At 54.4% G+C, this 17,689-nt stretch carries 18 protein-coding genes; 8 read left to right on the plus strand and 10 right to left on the minus strand.

The annotated features are described in order from the left end of the window. Positions 1 to 24 precede the first annotated feature (24 nt). Together GT3570_RS13460 and ytrI are read left to right on the plus strand one after the other, a co-directional pair. Positions 25 to 366 (plus strand): sporulation membrane protein YtrH, encoded by a 342-nt coding sequence (locus GT3570_RS13460; RefSeq protein WP_011232219.1) that lies wholly within the window; start codon positions 25 to 27, stop codon positions 364 to 366. After that, positions 363 to 866, plus strand: coding sequence for a sporulation membrane protein YtrI (gene ytrI, locus GT3570_RS13465; protein WP_014196532.1), 504 nt, complete (start codon positions 363 to 365; stop codon positions 864 to 866). Before GT3570_RS13460 ends, ytrI begins: the two co-directional genes overlap by 4 nt. Positions 867 to 1,018: 152 nt before the next feature. Here ytrI and GT3570_RS13470 read toward each other — a convergent pair whose 3' ends face one another. Then, the gene (locus tag GT3570_RS13470) at positions 1,019 to 1,966 is read right to left on the minus strand and encodes a DHH family phosphoesterase (RefSeq protein WP_011232221.1); all 948 of its coding nucleotides are present in this window, start codon (positions 1,964 to 1,966) and stop codon (positions 1,019 to 1,021) included. 100 nt (positions 1,967 to 2,066) lie between these two features. Here GT3570_RS13470 and GT3570_RS13475 point away from each other — a divergent pair, with 100 nt between their 5' ends. After that, complete coding sequence (locus GT3570_RS13475; RefSeq protein WP_011232222.1) at positions 2,067 to 2,375, plus strand: YtpI family protein; 309 nt, start codon at positions 2,067 to 2,069, stop codon at positions 2,373 to 2,375. Positions 2,376 to 2,459: 84 nt separating this feature from the next. Here GT3570_RS13475 and GT3570_RS13480 read toward each other — a convergent pair whose 3' ends face one another. Both GT3570_RS13480 and GT3570_RS13485 read right to left on the minus strand, forming a co-directional pair. Then, on the minus strand, positions 2,460 to 3,767 hold the full coding sequence (locus GT3570_RS13480) for a CBS domain-containing protein (RefSeq protein ID WP_011232223.1): 1,308 nt from the start codon (positions 3,765 to 3,767) through the stop codon (positions 2,460 to 2,462). Positions 3,768 to 3,884: 117 nt separating this feature from the next. Continuing rightward, positions 3,885 to 4,565 carry a metal-dependent hydrolase gene (locus GT3570_RS13485; RefSeq protein WP_062898864.1) on the minus strand — a complete coding sequence of 227 codons (681 nt, stop codon included), beginning with the start codon at positions 4,563 to 4,565 and terminating at the stop codon, positions 3,885 to 3,887. Positions 4,566 to 4,704: 139 nt separating this feature from the next. On the opposite strand from GT3570_RS13485, the gene GT3570_RS13490 reads away from it, so the two are divergent. Further along, positions 4,705 to 5,799 (plus strand): M24 family metallopeptidase, encoded by a 1,095-nt coding sequence (locus tag GT3570_RS13490; protein WP_023633836.1) that lies wholly within the window; start codon positions 4,705 to 4,707, stop codon positions 5,797 to 5,799. 130 nt (positions 5,800 to 5,929) lie between these two features. Here GT3570_RS13490 and ald read toward each other — a convergent pair whose 3' ends face one another. From ald to GT3570_RS18780, 3 genes are all read right to left on the minus strand, one after another. Continuing rightward, entirely contained in the window at positions 5,930 to 7,048 is a 1,119-nt protein-coding gene (gene ald / locus GT3570_RS13495) for an alanine dehydrogenase (protein ID WP_011232226.1), read from the minus strand. A gap of 88 nt (positions 7,049 to 7,136) precedes the next feature. Beyond that, complete coding sequence (locus GT3570_RS13500; RefSeq protein ID WP_011232227.1) at positions 7,137 to 7,901, minus strand: SDR family oxidoreductase; 765 nt, start codon at positions 7,899 to 7,901, stop codon at positions 7,137 to 7,139. A gap of 96 nt (positions 7,902 to 7,997) precedes the next feature. After that, complete coding sequence (locus GT3570_RS18780; RefSeq protein ID WP_011232228.1) at positions 7,998 to 8,138, minus strand: hypothetical protein; 141 nt, start codon at positions 8,136 to 8,138, stop codon at positions 7,998 to 8,000. Positions 8,139 to 8,250: 112 nt separating this feature from the next. On the opposite strand from GT3570_RS18780, the gene GT3570_RS13505 reads away from it, so the two are divergent. Next, a complete protein-coding gene (locus GT3570_RS13505) occupies positions 8,251 to 8,697 on the plus strand; it encodes a universal stress protein (RefSeq protein WP_021322122.1) in 447 nt (148 codons plus the stop codon). 86 nt (positions 8,698 to 8,783) lie between these two features. On the opposite strand, the gene argH is transcribed toward GT3570_RS13505, so the two are convergent. Together argH and GT3570_RS13515 are read right to left on the minus strand one after the other, a co-directional pair. Next, complete coding sequence (gene argH / locus GT3570_RS13510; RefSeq protein WP_021322121.1) at positions 8,784 to 10,163, minus strand: argininosuccinate lyase; 1,380 nt, start codon at positions 10,161 to 10,163, stop codon at positions 8,784 to 8,786. Positions 10,164 to 10,225: 62 nt separating this feature from the next. Then, positions 10,226 to 11,446, minus strand: a complete 1,221-nt coding sequence (locus GT3570_RS13515; RefSeq protein WP_011232231.1) for an argininosuccinate synthase — start codon at positions 11,444 to 11,446, stop codon at positions 10,226 to 10,228. A 180-nt stretch (positions 11,447 to 11,626) separates the two neighbouring features. On the opposite strand from GT3570_RS13515, the gene GT3570_RS13520 reads away from it, so the two are divergent. Together GT3570_RS13520 and GT3570_RS13525 are read left to right on the plus strand one after the other, a co-directional pair. Next, positions 11,627 to 11,977 carry a hypothetical protein gene (locus GT3570_RS13520; protein ID WP_021322120.1) on the plus strand — a complete coding sequence of 117 codons (351 nt, stop codon included), beginning with the start codon at positions 11,627 to 11,629 and terminating at the stop codon, positions 11,975 to 11,977. A gap of 303 nt (positions 11,978 to 12,280) precedes the next feature. Next, positions 12,281 to 13,939 (plus strand): acetate--CoA ligase, encoded by a 1,659-nt coding sequence (locus tag GT3570_RS13525; RefSeq protein ID WP_062898865.1) that lies wholly within the window; start codon positions 12,281 to 12,283, stop codon positions 13,937 to 13,939. A 58-nt stretch (positions 13,940 to 13,997) separates the two neighbouring features. Here the strand turns inward: GT3570_RS13525 and GT3570_RS13530 are convergent, their stop codons facing one another. After that, complete coding sequence (locus tag GT3570_RS13530) at positions 13,998 to 14,519, minus strand: MogA/MoaB family molybdenum cofactor biosynthesis protein (RefSeq protein WP_062898866.1); 522 nt, start codon at positions 14,517 to 14,519, stop codon at positions 13,998 to 14,000. A 307-nt stretch (positions 14,520 to 14,826) separates the two neighbouring features. On the opposite strand from GT3570_RS13530, the gene GT3570_RS13535 reads away from it, so the two are divergent. Continuing rightward, positions 14,827 to 16,329, plus strand: coding sequence for a response regulator transcription factor (locus GT3570_RS13535; protein ID WP_062898867.1), 1,503 nt, complete (start codon positions 14,827 to 14,829; stop codon positions 16,327 to 16,329). 204 nt (positions 16,330 to 16,533) lie between these two features. On the opposite strand, the gene GT3570_RS13540 is transcribed toward GT3570_RS13535, so the two are convergent. Then, the gene (locus GT3570_RS13540) at positions 16,534 to 17,682 is read right to left on the minus strand and encodes a hypothetical protein (protein ID WP_062898868.1); all 1,149 of its coding nucleotides are present in this window, start codon (positions 17,680 to 17,682) and stop codon (positions 16,534 to 16,536) included. Between the last annotated feature and the right edge of the window lie 7 nt (positions 17,683 to 17,689).

The raw sequence follows: 17,689 nt of genomic DNA on the forward strand, positions 1-17,689 counted from the left end.
GAGAAAGAAAGGGCGGGGAAACGCATGAACGAAAAAGCGGCCTTCTTGCCGGCGTTTATTCAAAGCTATTTTATCGCCGTCGGCGTGCTGCTTGGCGGCGCCATCATCGGCGCGCTCGGCGCGTTTTTGAGCGGCGGCCAGCCGCTGACGGCCATGTACCGATTTGCCGGCGATTTGCGCATTTGGGCGGTCGTCGCCGCCATCGGCGGGACGTTTGACACGTTTTACGTCGTTGAGCGAGGGCTGTTTTTAGGGGAAACGAAAGACATCGTGCGGCAATTTTTGCTCATTTTGTCCGCCATGGGCGGAGCACAGACCGGAGTGGCGATCATCACGTGGCTGACGCAGGAGCACATTTCGCCATGAGAATTCCTCCGTATTACCAATACCCGTCATGGCAGCGCTTTTTCGCCGGCGCGGCGATCGGAGCGCTCATCAGTTGGTTTGTCTTTTTGTATATTTTCGGCGTCTTGCAGGAAAAACAAGTGCAACACGTCAATGAGCTCAACGAACAGATCGCCGATTTGCAAAACGAAATTCGCATTTGGCAGGAAGACTATATTCATTACAATAAGGAAATGAAAAAAAAGCTGACCGTGCAGGACGTTTCCGTCCATCTCGCCAACGCCGAGCAATATAAACTTGATTCATACACGACGTTTCGCATTGAAGACAGCGTCAAAGAAGATTTGTCCCATTTGATTGCGAAAGATATCGAAACAGTGTACAACAGCCGCGAACTGATTGAGCGGGCAATTGAAAACAAAACGTATACGATCCACGAGAAGACATACCGGCTTGAACTTCACACACTCACGATCTTTACCTTGTTGGCCGTCGAAGTCAAACTGACGCCGCTTCCGTAGAGCGCACCTTGCCGCCCCATTCCGCCGCGGTGGAGTGCCAAACAAGCGCGTCTTGCGGGAAAAGAGGGTGTCCCGAAAGCCTTCGGGACGCCTTCTCCTATCAACATGACGCTTCATTTGAAACAACAACTTTTTAAAACCACCCGTTTCCGTCACCGCTCAGCCCGGCAAACCGCTTTTACGTCTTCAATCACGCGATCCGCTTCCTCCCAAGAAGCAATGGACGCACCGGCTGCGAGCGGATGGCCGCCGCCGCCGTAGCGTTTGGCGACCACATTGATGACCGGCCCTTTGGAACGGAAGCGGACGCGGATTTCCCGTTCTTCCTCAATGAAAAACACCCAGGCGACAATGCCGTCAATATTGCCGAGCAAACTGACGAGTTGCGACGCCTCAAGCGGGGTGACGCCGTATTCCCCAAGCAGCGCCCGCGGCATTTTCACAGCCGCCACCCCTTCCTCGATCATAAAGTTCGACAGCACATAACCGCTTAAGCGGGCGAGCGGCAAGCTCGTCCGATACAATCCGTCGTACAATTCCGTCAGCGAAAAACCGTACGAAATGAGCTCCCCAGCGTAGCGGAACGTTTTTTCACTTGTGCGCGGAAACAAAAAGCGGCCCGTATCGCCGACAATGCCGGCGTAAATGAGACGCGCCGCCTCAGCGGTCATCGTCAACCCTTCCTCTTTCCCCGCCAAATAAAACTCATAAATCATCTCGCTTGTCGAACTGGCGGCGGTATCGACCCACATAATGTCGCCATACGGCGTGTCGTTCGGGTGATGGTCAATTTTAATGAGCTTTCGCCCGAGCCGATAGCGGCTGTCGCAAATCCGCTCCTCATTGGCTGTATCGCAGACGATCACAAGCGCCTGTTCATAAACGGCATCGTCAATGACATCCATTTGTCGTAAAAATGATAACGATGGGTCATCGGTCCCCACCGCATACACTCGTTTTTCCGGAAACGACGCCCGAAGCAACGCCGCCAACCCGCCTTGCGACCCGTACGCGTCCGGGTCCGGGCGAACATGGCGGTGGATGATGATCGTGTCAAATTCACGAATCGCATCAAGAATTTGTTGATGAACCGGTTTCATTCGTTCTTCCCCTTTAGTCACCTGTCATATTCAACCGCTGGCATTTTTCCCTGCTTCTATGTACAATGAAAAAAGAAATGAACAACGGAGGGACCCAACCATGCCAGCCTTGGTTATTTTCATTATATTTTCCTTTTCGTTTTACGTCTATTATAAAATCCGCTACGTCCGCTCCCAGCGCCCGATGGAACGCCGCTTTCTCTCAGCGAAATCGAGCATGGCGCTTGGACTGTTCGTTGCCTTGTTCGGGATCAACCAATTGTTTTTGTATCAGACAACCGTGACCTATATCATCTGCGCCATTTTTATCGCCTTAGGCTTCGGGAGCGTTTGGGCCGGCTACCGCGCCTACCGCTGCTATCTGCCGCAGGCGGTCGAAGAGGCAAAGGAAGCGGCAAAACAAGGGTAATGCCGTTTGGCGTATGCGCCGGTCAACGATAAAGGAAAAGGATGTTCCCATAAGGAAGTGGACATCCTTTTTTTCCTTTACCGTTTATCGGTCGATCAGCTGGCACATCATCATCGCTTTGCCGACAAGATCGCCTTCGTTATACACTTCGACATCCACTTTCCCGAACTTGCGCCCGAGCTCTAAAAGCTTTGCCCGCACGTCGACCGTGCTGTCGATTTGCACCGGCTTGATGAAGTAAATCGTGATATTTTCCATCACCAAATCGCCGCGTTTGTACGCGCGAAGCATGCGCGCCGCCGCTTCGGTGACGATCGTCGTAAACACGCCGTACGAGAGCGTCCCTAAATAGTTCGTCATCTGCGGCGTGATCGTGCAGCGAAACAGCGTTTCTTTGTCGCCTGACTCACGAAACTGGGCGGTGATGAGATCATCGATCGTCTCCCCGACTTGCGGCTGGCGCTGCGCCATTTGCAGCGCTTTTAACACGTCTTGGCGGCTGATGATCCCTTGCAGCCGGTTATAGTCATCCACCACCGGGAGAAGCTCAATTCCTTCCCATACCATAATATGAGAAGCAAACGCCACTGACGTTTTTCCGTTCACCGTAATCGGCTGCTTCGTCATCACCTTTTCGATCGGCAGCTGCCGGTCGACATCCAGCACGTCTTTTGCCGTCACAACCCCTTGCACTTTCAGCTCATCATCGACGACCGGGAACCGGCTATGGCGCGTCTCTTTGTTCAACGCATACCACCGCTCAATCGGATCATGGACGCGCAAGTACGCTGTTTTGTCAAGCGGAATGAGAATATCCTCGACCAACACAATTTCTTTTTTGATGAGCTGGTCGTAAATCGCCCGGTTGATCATCGTCGCGACCGTAAACGTGTCATAGCTCGTCGAAATGATCGGCAGCTGCCGCTCATCGGCGAGCTTTTTCACGTGGTCGGCCGTGTCAAACCCGCCGGTGATGAGCACGGCCGCCCCCGCCTGAAGCGCCAGCTCGTGCGCCTTCGTCCGGTTGCCGACGATAAGCAAATCCCCTGCGCCCGTATAGCGCATCATCGCCTCCAGCTGCATTGCGCCGATGACAAAACGGTTGAGCGTCTTATGCAACCCTTCACGTCCGCCAAGCACTTGGCCGTCCACAATGTTGACAACCTCGGCGTACGTAAGCTTCTCAATGTTTTCCTTCCGTTTCTTCTCAATCCGGATCGTGCCGACGCGTTCAATCGTGCTCACATACCCTTTGTTCTCGGCGTCCTTGATCGCCCGGTACGCCGTCCCTTCGCTTACGCCCATTTCCTTGGCGATCTGCCGGACAGAAATTTTCTCGCCGATCGGCAGCCGGTGGATGTATTCCAAAATTTGCTCGTGTTTTGTCGCCAACGGTTCTTCACCCTTTACGCGTTTGTTACTTTCATTATAACGGGCCTGGCGGCGGGGATTCAACGGTCGCGCCGGCCATCATAAAGCGCCCTTCCCAAAGCGGGAAGAGCGCCTCTGTTACAGCTCGATGCTTTCCCCCGGTTTCAACGCGCGGCCGACGCCCGGCGGAAGGAGCGAGACGAACCGCTCGGGGTCTTGGGTGATCGGCGGGAACGTGTTGTAATGGATCGGCACGACGAGTTTCGCCCCGAGCCACTCGGCGGCGACCGCCGCGTCTTCCGGCCCCATCGTGAAGCTGTCCCCAATCGGCAAAAAGGCGACATCGATGTTATGGCGCTCGCCGATCAGCTTCATGTCGGAAAACAGCCCGGTATCGCCGGCATGATAGATCGTTTTGCCTTCGGACGTGAACAAAATGCCGGTCGGCATGCCTAAATAAATGATTTGCTTGTCGTCCGTCACAAACCCGGAGCTGTGGAACGCCTGCGTGAACTTGACCGTGCCAAAGTCAAATTCGCGCGCCCCGCCGATGTTCATGCCAAACGTCTCGACGCCTTGCCAGCTTAAATACGTCGCCAGCTCAAATGTGGCCACGACAAGGGCGTTGTTCCGCTTGGCGATTTCAACCGTATCGCCGACATGATCCCCGTGCCCGTGCGTCAACAAAATGACATCCGCTTTCACATCCGCCGCGTTCAAATCGGTCGTCGTATTGCCGGTGATGAACGGGTCGATCAAAATCGTTTTTCCGTTCGTCTCAATGCGGACGACCGAATGGCCATGGTAGCTGATTTTCATCGTCACATCTCTCCTTTCCACTACACATGATTCGCCGCCGCCCATCCATTCCCTTCTTTTCCCTCCTGTCCATTTACAAACGGCCCGTTTCTTGATACGCTCAAAATGGACGATCACGAAAAAAGGAAGGAAGGGAACGATGAACCAACGGCTGGATGCTTTTTCATCATGGCTTCAACATCATGATGATTCATTTGCCTTCATTACGTCAAGCGCCAACGTTTTTTATTTGAGCGGCTTTTTTTGCGATCCACACGAGCGGCTGCTTGCATTGCTTGTCTTCCCTGACAGCGAGCCCGCGCTCGTCTGTCCGCAAATGGAAGTCCCGCGCGCCCGCCGGAGCGGCTTTGGGTATACGGTGATCGGCTACGACGACAGCACCGACCCATGGGAAGAGATCGGGCGCCATCTCGAAGCGCGCGGCGCAAAACCCGGCTTGATTGCCATCGAGAAAAACCATTTGTCGTTCGCCCGTTTCGAGCGTCTCTCGGCATTGTTTCCAAACGCCAAGTGGCACGACGCCGAAGAAAAGCTGCGCCAGCTTCGCCTGATCAAGGATGAGCAGGAAATGAAGGTGTTGCGCCAGGCGGCGGAACTTGCCGACAAAGCGATCGAAATCGGCGTCTCGGCCATCCGCCCGGGCGTGACAGAGCTCGAACTTGTCGCCGTTATTGAATATGAGCTGAAAAAACTCGGCGTTGAAGGGATGTCGTTTCCCACGACCGTGCTCACGGGCGCAAAATCAGCCGATCCGCACGGCGTGCCGGGAACGGCGGCGGTCGCACCAGGCGATTTCGTGCTGTTCGATTTGGGCGTCATCGTCGATGGGTATTGCTCCGACATTACCCGCACCGTCGTCTGTCAGACGGCAAGCGACGAACAGCGGCTCATTTACGATACCGTTCGGCGCGCCCAGCAGGCGGCGATCGACGCCTGCCGCCCGCAAACCGCGATGGGCGAGATCGACCGCGCCGCCCGAAACGTCATCGAACAAGCCGGCTACGGAGACTATTTCACCCACCGCGTCGGGCACGGCTTAGGGATCGAGATCCACGAATACCCATCGCTTCATGGCGCCAACAACGAACCGCTCGCCCCCGGCATGGTGTTTACAATCGAACCAGGCATTTACGTCCCATCCATCGGCGGCGTGCGCATTGAAGACGACGTCGCGGTCACGGATCATGGGGTTGAGGTGTTGACGTCGTTTTCGAAGGAGTTGATCATTGTTTAACGAGAGAGGCCATTGGCAAAAGCTGCCGCGAATGAGCGCATCAAAAAAGCTGTCCACCGGCCCGATCCCCAAGCCGATTCGGACAGCTTTGTTTTCTCATCGCCATCAAGGCGGCTCCATCTTCATTGTTTCATCCCTGCAGCAACGAATGAACATCCGTATACGGCATGTTGTGCGCCGCCGCGACCGCTTCGTACACGATGTGCCCGTCGAGCGTGTTGATCCCTTTTAACAGCGCCGGATTGTCGAGGCAAGCGGCGCGGTAGCCTTTGTTGGCGATTTGCAAGGCGTATGGGATCGTGACGTTCGTAAGCGCGAATGTTGACGTACGCGGCACAGCGCCCGGCATGTTCGCGACGGCGTAATGGACGACGCCGTGCTTGACGTATGTCGGATCGTCGTGCGTCGTGACGCGGTCGGTCGTTTCAAAAATGCCGCCTTGGTCAATGGCGACGTCGACCAACACCGAGCCTGGCGTCATCGAGCGCACCATCTCTTCCGTCACAAGCTTCGGCGCTTTCGCCCCCGGGATCAAGACGGCGCCGACGACCAAATCGGATTCGCGCACGCACTCGGCGATATGATACGAGTTGGACATCAACGTCGTCACTTGGTCGCCGAACAAATCATCGAGCTCGCGCAGCCGCTCGGCGTTAATGTCCAAAATCGTCACGTCCGCCCCGAGGCCGACCGCGATTTTCGCCGCGTTCGTCCCCGCTGTGCCGCCGCCGATGATCGTCACTTTGCCGCGCCGCACCCCGGGCACGCCGCCAAGCAAAATGCCTTTCCCGCCGTGCGGCTTCTCGAGAAACTGGGCGCCGACTTGCACCGACATGCGGCCGGCGACTTCACTCATCGGCGTCAACAGCGGCAGCGAGCCGTTCGCAAGCTGCACCGTCTCGTAAGCGATGCCGACCACTTTTTGCTCGACGAGCGCTTTCGTGAGCGCTTCGGCCGCGGCTAAATGCAAATACGTAAACAAAATCAATCCGGGGCGAAAATAGCGGAACTCCTCAGCCAGCGGTTCTTTCACTTTCAACACCATCTCCGCCGCCCAGGCATCTTCCGCTTTCGTCACGATCACTGCCCCGGCTTTTTCATACTCGGAATCGGAAAAACCCGACCCAGCGCCGGCTTCCGTCTCCACATACACGTCATGCCCCGCTTTGACGAGCGTCATCACGCCTGCCGGAGTGATGGCGACGCGGTTTTCATTGTTTTTGATTTCTTTTGGAATGCCGATCTTCATTACTTTTTCCTCCTTTTTCCTTCCCGCTTCTTCTTTTATTGTGCCCCGTTTCGCGCAAAAGCAAACGAAAAAGGAGGAGGCGCTGTTCTCAACGGAAAAGGTGGCGGTAAATGACGTTCGCTCCGCCGGTGACGTCAATGACGGCGCCGGTGATGAAATCCGAGTCGTCCTCGCATAAAAACGCGATCACGCGGGCGATATCTTCACCAGTCCCCGGGCGTCCGACCGGCGTTTCCGCATCCCGCCTGGCGCGGGCGTCGGCGATCCCCGCCTCTTTCATGGCGCCGACAATATTGCCTGGGCACACCATATTGGCGGTAATGCCATATTCCGCCTCTTCCAGGGCGATCGTTTTCGTCAGCGATACAAGCCCGACTTTCGCCGCGCCGAACGCCGAACGGTGCACCCAGCCCGGGGCATCCGCCGCTCCTTGAAATCCGTACGTAATGATGCGGCCAAACCGTTGTTTTCGCATAATCGGGATCGTCCTTCTCACTAAATGGAAGACCGAGCTCAAATTGCCTTCAATCATTTCGTACCATTCGTTTTCCGTATAATCGGCCAGCTTTTTCCGTTCAAAAATGTACGGCCCTGCATTGTTGATGAGGCAGTCAATGCGGCCAAACCGCTCCATGGCGGCGTCCACAAGCGCCGCTAAATCGTTTTTGTCCGTCACATCTCCCTGCACAAACTGGAGGCGGTCAGCGGCGCCGCGGTACTTCTCGGCAAGCGAGCGCACCGCCTGTTCATCGCTCCGGTAGTTCACCGTCACCGAGTAGCCTTTATCAAGCAGCAGCTCGGTCACTTTTCTCCCCAATCCTTTCGCTCCGGCCGTAATCAAGGCGTGCCGCACCCTTCTCCCTCCTCGTCGCGATTTGCTGTCTCATTTTTACTTTACTACAAACCGGAGCGAATACAAAAAAATAACCATAACGCGCAGGCGCTATGGCTATTCGCCGACTTCGCGGCGCGGGTCGTAATACGATTCATCCTCGTCAACAATGCCGCTTTCATACGACTCGGTAATTTGCTCGGTGATCGTCCGCACTTCCTCCTCATCGTACTGCCAGTCGTTATACCGCTTTTCCATTGCTCTTCCTCCCCTGTTCACAAAATCTCAATATATGGCCTAGTTTCTCGTCAAAGGGCGATGGGTATACCATATATAGAGATAGCATTTTTAACCAAAGGGAGGGGAGAACATGACCATGACCTACCAAACGATCGTCGTCGCCGTCGATGGCTCGAAAGAAGCGGAATGGGCGTTGAAAAAAGCGATCCAAATCGCCAAGCGAAACGGAGCGAAACTCATTTTGTCCCACATCATCGATTTGCGCGGGTTCACAACCGTGGAAGCGCACGATTACGCCCTCGCCGAACGGTCGGAGCAATATGCGAACGAACTTCTGGAACGGTATAAAAACGAAGCCATCGCCGCCGGGCTCGACGATGTGGACATCGCGGTCGAATTCGGCTCGCCGAAAGTGAAAATCGCCAAAGACGTCGCTCCGAAATACAAAGCCGATCTCATCGTTTGCGGGGCGACCGGTTTAAACGCTGTCGAACGGCTCTTGATCGGCAGCGTTTCCGAAAACATCGTCCGCCATGCGAAATGCGATGTGCTCGTTGTAAGGACGCCGAAAGAATAATGTCTTCGTCACATGAAGCAGATGGACCGAAAAACTTCCTTGTCCGATGCGAAAACATGTGACGGTCAAAAAAGAACACCCCGCCGTTACGGGGTGCTAAGCAACTGTTTCGCCTTCGCCAGCGCCGCGCGCACTTCGGCAAAACCGGTGCCGCCGGCGCTGTTGCGGCGGTTGACGGCCGTGCGCGGGTGCAAGGCGTCATAAATGTCTTCTTCAAAAAGCGGCGACGCTTCTTTGTACACGTCAAGCGGCAAATCAGCCAAAAAGACGCCTTGTTCGATGCAATGCAAGACGAGCTTGCCGACGATTTCATGCGCCTCACGGAACGGGACCCCTTTCGCGGCCAAGTAATCGGCAAGCTCGGTCGCGTTTGAAAAGTCTTGTTTCGTCGCCCGCTCCATCACGTCCGTGCGCACGTTCATCGTCTCAATCATACCGGTGAAAATTTTCAGCGACCCGATGACCGTCTTTACTGTATCAAACATGCCTTCTTTATCTTCTTGCATATCTTTATTGTAAGCAAGCGGCAGCCCTTTCATCACCGTGAGGAGCGCCATCAAGTGGCCGTACACGCGGCCGGTTTTGCCGCGGATGAGTTCGGCCATGTCCGGGTTTTTCTTTTGCGGCATGATGCTGCTGCCGGTCGCAAACGCATCATCCAGCTCAATGAACTGAAACTCTTGGCTTGACCAAAGAATCAACTCCTCGGCCAACCGCGACAGGTGCATCATGAGCATCGAACTGTTGCTTAAAAACTCGATGATGAAGTCGCGGTCGCTCACCGCATCGAGGCTGTTTTCGTAAATATCGGCAAAGCCCAAAAGCTCCGCCGTCCGATGCCGGTCGATCGGAAACGTCGTCCCGGCGAGCGCCCCGGCGCCGAGCGGCGAGCGGTTGATGCGCTTTTGCGACTCGGAAAACCGCTCATAGTCGCGCTCGAGCATCCAAAAATAAGCCAGCAGATGGTGGGCGAACGAAATCGGCTGCGCCCGCTGCAAATGCGTATATCCGGGCATGATCGTTTCGACATGCTTTTCGGCTTGAGCGACAAGCGCCCGCTGCATCCCGCGGATGAGGCCGAGAATCTCTTCAACCCGCTTGCGCAAGTATAGATGCATATCGGTCGCCACTTGGTCGTTCCGGCTCCGTCCAGTGTGCAGCTTGCCGCCGACCGGTCCGATGTCGTCGATGAGCATTTTTTCAATGTTTAAATGAATGTCCTCGTAGGCAATGGAAAATTTGAGCTCCCCTTGCTTCGCCTTTTCCAACAGGCGGATGAGCCCGCCTTTGATCTGCTCTACATCGCCTTCAGGCAGGATGCCGCATTCGCCAAGCATCGTCACATGGGCAAGGCTGCCTTCAATGTCTTCTTCAACGAGCTCTTGGTCGAATGGGATCGACGCGCCAAACTCGTCGACCCATTCTTCCGCTGTTTTCGTAAACCGTCCGCCCCAAAGCTTTTTCACGAATCTCGCCGCAGAGGAATGCGACTTCCTCCTTCCTTTCATGAAGTTCCCTTCATTTTCCTTCATTGGCCGGTCGGCACTGACGCCTTGTTTTGCTTGTTCACGATGCTGTGCACTTTCGTCGGCAGGCCGTACAGCGAAATGAATCCGACCGCCGCTTGATGGTCAAATTCATCTTCGGACGTGTATGTTGCCAATTTTTCATCATAGAGCGAGAACGGCGATTTGCGCCCTTCGACGATCGCATGGCCTTTAAACAGCTTCACGCGCACGACGCCGGTGACGTTTTTCTGCGTTTCTTTCAAAAACGCGACCAACGCGTCTTTCAGCGGTGAGAACCAAAGGCCGTTGTAAATGACTTCGGCGATTTTTTGTTCGATGATCGGTTTGAAATGGGCGACTTCTCTCACCAATGTCAAGTCTTCCAGCTCTTTATGCGCTTTAATGAGCGTGATCGCCCCTGGGCATTCGTACACTTCGCGCGACTTGATGCCGACAAGGCGGTTTTCGACGTGGTCGATGCGGCCGACGCCATGCTTGCCGGCCAACGCATTCAGCTCCAAAATCAATTGCGCAAGCGGATACGCCTTCCCGTTTAACGTCACCGGCACGCCTTGTTCAAAGCCGATCTCGATGACATCCGGCACATCCGGCGCGTTCTCAAGCGAAGCCGTCAGCTCATACGCCTCTTCCGGCGGCGCCGCCCACGGGTCTTCCAAAATGCCGCACTCGTTGCTTCGTCCCCACAAGTTTTGGTCGATGGAAAACGGGCTGTCAAGGTCAACCGGAATTGGAATGCCGTGCTTTTTCGCGTATTCGATTTCTTCCTCGCGCGACCAGCTCCACTCGCGCACCGGGGCGATCACGTCCAAATCTGGATTGAGCGCTTTGATCGACACTTCAAAGCGCACTTGGTCGTTCCCTTTCCCCGTGCAGCCGTGGGCCACCGCCACCGCGCCTTCAAGCTCGGCGATTTCAACGAGTTTTTTCGCGATGAGCGGACGCGACAGCGCCGAAACGAGCGGATATTTCCCTTCGTACAACGCGTTCGCCTGCAAGGCGATGAGTGCATACTCGTTCGCAAACTCGTCTTTGACGTCGATCACGTACGATTTCATCGCGCCGACTTTGAGCGCTTTTTCTTTCACGAAATCGAGGTCTTTCCCTTCGCCAAGGTCCAAGCAGCACGCGATCACATCATAGCCGCGCTCCTGAAGCCACTTGATCGCAACTGATGTATCTAAACCACCAGAGTATGCCAGCACCAATTTCGGATTTGCCATGGTCGTTCTCCTCTCTTGTCAAATAAATATACTTAAACATAAATAAATATTCAAATTTAATACATTATCACTTTATCAGCTTTCGGATCATTTTTCAATACGTATTCCTGAAAAAGCATAAAAATTCCACCACGCTCTATGGGGACGTTTCGTATAATAGAAGAAAAGGAGGCCATGAGGATGAACGGCATCTTCATCGAAGACAAACGGCTCGGCATCCGCCTGCCGCATCTGGACAAGCCTTGGGAGGACTACAGCCCAAACGAACAAGAGGCGATTTTACTGGAATGGGAAACGATCCGCGGCTTGATCCCCGACCGCATCGCCGAACTGGAGCGGGAAATCAACGAAAAACAAGACGCGCTCGGCCAAGAAGCGGATTTTGCGCGCTCGTGCCAGCTCAATGCTGACATCGCCGAGCTCGCTTCGATCGTCAACGATTTATGGATTTGGTATCGCACCGCTCCATCCGTTTCATCGCCGACACGGAAAAAAGCGGGTCGAAAAACCATAACACCCCATAACAAATGAGCGCCGATGCCGCTTGTCCCCTTTTTGAAGACGGCAGACAAACCATGCGGCCGCAACAATTTTGACGAGAAGATCGAGGATTGATGCGGCGGATTCCGCCGCGATGACGAAGGATACGCTGTCGCAAACGAAAGCTTTCTTGGCGATTGAAGAGGAGCACTCAAGCTGGAGAGCTCCTCTTTTTTCATTCTATCCCCTTTCTCAAACGATTTCCATTTATTATCCGCCAAAAATATATTGAATTTTATTTTTATTTCAATTATTATTGATTTGACTCCTTTTCACACAACGGAGGGATCAGACATGGCCAACCATCTATCACCCGCTTCTATCATTCAATCGTTTTCTTGGGATCAGGCATTCGCCCACTACGACGGCGATCCGCGCGGACGGTTCAACGCCGCCCACGAAGTATGCGACCGGTATGCCGAGGATCCGAATCGCATTGCGCTGTTTTATGAAAACGCTTTAGGAGAGCAAAAAACGATCACCTATCGGCAATTGCGCGATTGGTCGAACCAAATGGCGAACGTGTTCCGCAAGCTGGGCGTGAAAAAAGGGGATCGCGTCTGCGCGCTGATGCCGAAAAACCCGGCCCTTGTCGTCTACATTTTGGCGGCTTGGAAAGTCGGCGCCGTGTATGTGCCGCTCTTTACCGCGTTTGGCCCGCAGGCGATTGAATATCGCATCAATCATTCCGAGGCGAAAGTCCTCTTGACGAACAAGGAACAGCGCGCCAAACTGCCGCCGCGGGACAACATGCCGACATTGGAGCACATTTTTGTCATTGACGGATCGTCTCATGATCAAGACCAGCCATTTTGGGAAACGCTTTCATCGATGCCGACTGAGCACTCGATCGAAGAAACGACGGTCGACGATCTGCTCGCGATTCAGTATACGTCCGGCTCGACCGGGATGCCAAAAGGCGCCATGTGGCCGCATAACGTGCTCATCAACATTTATCCGTATATGCGCTATGCGATTGGCCTGCGCGATGACGATGTCTTTTTCGGCGGGGCGGATCCGGGCTGGGCGTACGGGCTGATCTTTTGCACCTTCGCGCCGATGGCCTTTGGTGTGCCGATCGTCTTTTACGAAGGGCCGTTTAAGCCGGAGACGTGCTATTCCTTGATGGAAAAATACCGGGTGACCAATTTCGCGTACGCCCCGACCGCGTATCGGGCGATGGCGGCGGCCGGCGCGGACGTCATTCGCCGCTATCAACTGAACGTGCGCGCCATGAGCTCGGCCGGCGAGCCGCTCAATCCGGAAGTCATCCGCTTTTTCCAAGAGCATTTGGGCGTTACGATCCATGACCATTATGGCTTGTCAGAAACGTTGATGCTGATCGGAAACTTCAACGCCGCCGAGATGGAAATCCGGCCAGGCTCGATGGGATGGCCGCTGCCGGGCTTTGACGTGGCCCTGCTCGATGAGAATGGAACCCCAGTCGCCGACGGCGAAGTCGGACAAATTGCCTTTAACACCGACTCGATCCCAAACGTCTTTAAGGGGTATTGGAAAGACCCTGAAAAAACCGCCGAGCGGCTCGTCGGCAAGTGGTTTTTGACCGGCGATTTGGCGACAAAAGACGAAGACGGGTATTTCTGGTTCCAAGGACGGGCGGACGACATCATCTCGAGCGCCGGCTACCGCATCGGGCCGTTTGAAATTGAAAGCTGCCTCCTTGAGCATCCGGCTGTCGTCGAAGCAGCCGCCGTCGGGAAGCCGGATCCCGTCAAAGGGGAAATCGTCAAAGCGTTTGTCGTGCTCAGAGAAGGCTTTGCGCCGTCGGACGAGCTGGCCGACGAGCTGTCCTTGTTCGTCAAAACGCGCTTATCCAAGCATGAATACCCGCGCGAAGTCGAATTTGTCGCCGAACTGCCGAAAACGCCAAGCGGAAAAATCCAGCGGTTCATCTTGCGCAATCAAGAGCGGGAAAAATGCATCAAGGCTTGATGAATGAAAGAGGATGCCCGCAGCGGGCATCCCCTTTTTCGCTTATGTTCTCTTTTCGTCAACGCGGCGCCCTATCCTTCCGAATCTCCCGCACGACATGCCCAAGCTCCGGCAAAATGAGCTTCGTCATCGCGAGGCGCACGGCGCCGGTGGAGCCGGGGGTGCAAAAGACGGCGGTGTCCATCGCCACGCCGGCGACAGCGCGCGACAGCATGGCGGCCGGGCCGATGTCTTCGGTGTAGCTTAAGAAGCGGAACAGCTCGCCAAAGCCGACGAGTTCTTTCTCAAGCAGCGCACCGACCGTTTCGATCGTCACGTCGCGCTTGGCGATGCCGGTGCCGCCGTTCGTGAGCACGGCATCGACATCGGCGCGGCGGCAGCCGTCAAGCACTGCCTCGCGAATGGCGTCCGCTTCGTCTTTGACGATCTCATAGCCGACGACCTCATGCCCGGTTTCCGTGAGCAGCTCGATCATCAGCCGGCCGCTTCGGTCGGTTTCCTCCGTTCTCGTGTCGCTGACGGTGATGACTTTGCAACGGACGGTTTTGGGGGCTTCTTGTTTATGTTCGGTCGTGCTCATCCGTTTATGATCCCCTTTCGTTTCTTTATCTCTTATCGTACACAACGCAAATACGGTTCGCAAACCATTTGTATCATAATAGGCAGAATTGTTATAATATTATTAATATATATCACCACGATGATCATAGGACTTTCCGCAACCGGTTTCTCTTGTTCCCAACATCTTTGCACTCGTTTTTCTCTCCCGGCATCAACCAACATCCGACGCCCATGACGCCCAATTGTATGGAACGATCGATACCCGAAACGGAAGCAATGATATCGGTTGGACAAAAACAAAAAAAAAACTTAAGGAGGGAAAACGAATGGACTTGCGCTTGTCAATCCGATTAGAAGCCATTTTGAAAGAAGGATGGGAGATGATTCGGAAGCACCGCGACGACATTTTCTCCGCTTGGCTGGACAAATGCGTCGAGCTAGAGGACAAGCAGCACGCTGCCGCCCATCCTTTGCGGCTTGCCGTTGACGTGTTCTCTTCGCAATGGCTTGATCCCATGAATGATATCGATGAATGGCTGGCGTCATTTCGCCGCGAGTGGGAAAAACGAAACGGCGAGCTGTCGCCCAACCAGTTCACCTCCATTTTATCGATGATGGAAAACGCGGTTCACGAAGCCATCCAATCGGACGGTGTTGTAGAATTTCGCGTTCATCAAGCCGTTCAGTACGTTTTTTCCAAACTTCTTGAGTCCGTCAATGCGTCTGGCTGCCCCGAATTCGATTTTGAGCAGTTTCTTTCGCAAATCGTTTCATCCAAGCAACTGCCGATCGCATGGATCGCCCAGCTGGCAAGGACAGCTGATGGCGGATTCATCGTCGCCAAATGGCATGGAAGCGCGGCCGATGCGCTCACAGAAGAACCGATGTATGGAGAAACGATTTTCGCTTTATGTGAACGTATTCTTTCCTGCATCGATGCGAGTGGAACGCGATTGATTCCGCTCCCATGGGGGGGCGATCTGTTGCTCGTTTGCGCGGAAGGGGAAGATCGGCTCGTCACCCCGTTTCTTCTTCACACCCTCGAACAGTTTCATGCCGCCCGGAAGGCTGCCATCCGCACAAAAGAGCAGCAGCTTTGGAAAGACGCCGTCTTGTTGTTTGACCAATGGATTATGCGGGCCAAATCGCTGAACGAAGCGATCGAGTACATTTCAACCGGATTTGTCGCTTACTTGCCATTTGAACGATGTGCCCTGTTCGCCTATTCAAGCACTCATGAAAGCGGATTCGGACTGTACGGCTATCAGCTGGACAATCATGACATCAAAAGCATTCACGAACACATCGACAGCCTTCCGTTCATTAAGCAATACATCCAACAGCTGCAGCTGCTCGGCCGCCAGATGACGAACGTGCCGCCCATTTATGTCCGCCATGCGGCGCAAGGATTGCCGATGAAATACGTCAAGCAGTTTCAACTGGAATCGATCGTCATCGCTCCCATTTACGCGCCGTCGGAAAATCGGCTTATCGGCGCCGCCATTTTGGATTGCGGGCCGAAGACGTCCTTTCAATTGTCCAATGATCTTTACACGGCAGTGATGAAATTCGGACAAAGCGCGGGGGAGATTTTGGCCAAATGCAGCGGAGGGCGTTCCGATCTCGTTCAGCCGACGCCGCATTTATCGCCGCGGGAAATCGAAGTGCTGAAGCTCGTCGCCGAAGGAGCATCGACGTACGAAGCGGCGAAACGGCTTCATTTGAGCGAATACACGGTGCGCGATTACGTGTCCGCCATTTTGCAAAAAATGAACGCCAAAAACAGGACAGAAGCCATCGTCAAAGCGATTCGCGACGGAATCATTTAACACAGCGGCGGCATGAGCGCTTCTTGCTGAAATCGGTCTACACCAACAGGGCAAGGAGCCAAACGCCTTGCCCCTCGTTTCCTATAAGGTCGGTGAAAAAACCACCATTGCGCGAACTTGTCGCTTTGAGATGAAAAAAGCGTTGTATCGTTTTGCAGTTCAAGAAGAGCATTTCTTTTCTATCATTACCAACCTTCTATGTCTTTACCGTTTTCCTTCCTCATCTGCTCCCGGCGAAGGAAGCGGGGGCTGAGAACGTCCATCCGTGCTGTTCGCTTCGGCAGCCGGTTTGGACTTCAACCATTCAGCCACTGCATTCAGCCGCTGTTCAAGCTCGTTCGCCGTTTTGCGCCAAACTGCTTCATCCGTTTCCAGCTTGTCAAGTTGTTGTTTGACGCTATCAAGCGACGAACGCAAAGCCGAAAGAAGATTCATCGCTTTTGATTGTTCTCCAAGCTTCAACGTTTCTGTTGCATACGAAACTGCGTTCTTCCATAGAGCGTCTTGTTCTTTCCATTTCTCGATATCTTGTCGAAGGGCAGCCGTTTGTTGATCGATCATTTCGTTCCACTCCTGCAGGCGAACCGTGATTTCTTCATATTGTGCTCTTTCTACGCTTTCAGCTGTTCGTCCGCCCGCCATGACTTGCTCAAGCTGTTGGAGGGAAGCCGAAACAGCGTCCAGCTTTTCGGCGAACGCCTGCCATTCAGCTGCTCTAGCCTTGACGCGCTTTGCCAACGCCGGGACGTCTGCTTGCAGCGTCTCGACCATGCGGGCGGCGCTGTTGTCGCCTTGCTTTTGTTCATCCAGCTGCCAGACGAGCCGTTCCGCTTCTTGCGCGAGATCGGTTTGTTCAAGCGCGCTTTGCTCCGCTGGCGCCAAAGCGGCGCCAGAAGATGAAGCCGACAGCGACATGCCAGGGATGGAGAGGCGGGAGGCCGTCATCTTCGTCGCCACCAATGTGACGTCCCTCAAACACTGCTTAAGCGGAAATCCATCCAAGCAAAGGCCCCCGAACTTCAATTTCGTCACATCAAGCTTCATCCAAGTAGCGCTCGCCGTTCCTTCCGATCGAATCGACAGCACGATTGTTCCTTGCGGCGTGTCGATGGCTCGTTCCATTGACAATCCGCTGATGTCCGCTTGGATGAAGGCAATTGGAAGCTTGCCGACGATCACTTTCGGCGACCCAAGAATGATGCCCCCCAAATCGAAGATGCCGACGACTTTATCAGCATGAATGACAAATCCTTGTTCCTCCCCGGCGGCGAGCGAACGCGAACCGCCAAGCGGCAGGCAGAGAAGAAGCGTCAAAGCGAGAAGCGCTGTTTTCAACCATTTGCTTGATTTCATTTGTCTC

The organism is Geobacillus thermoleovorans (genome assembly GCF_001610955.1).
Classification (GTDB): Bacteria; Bacillota; Bacilli; order Bacillales; family Anoxybacillaceae; genus Geobacillus; species Geobacillus thermoleovorans.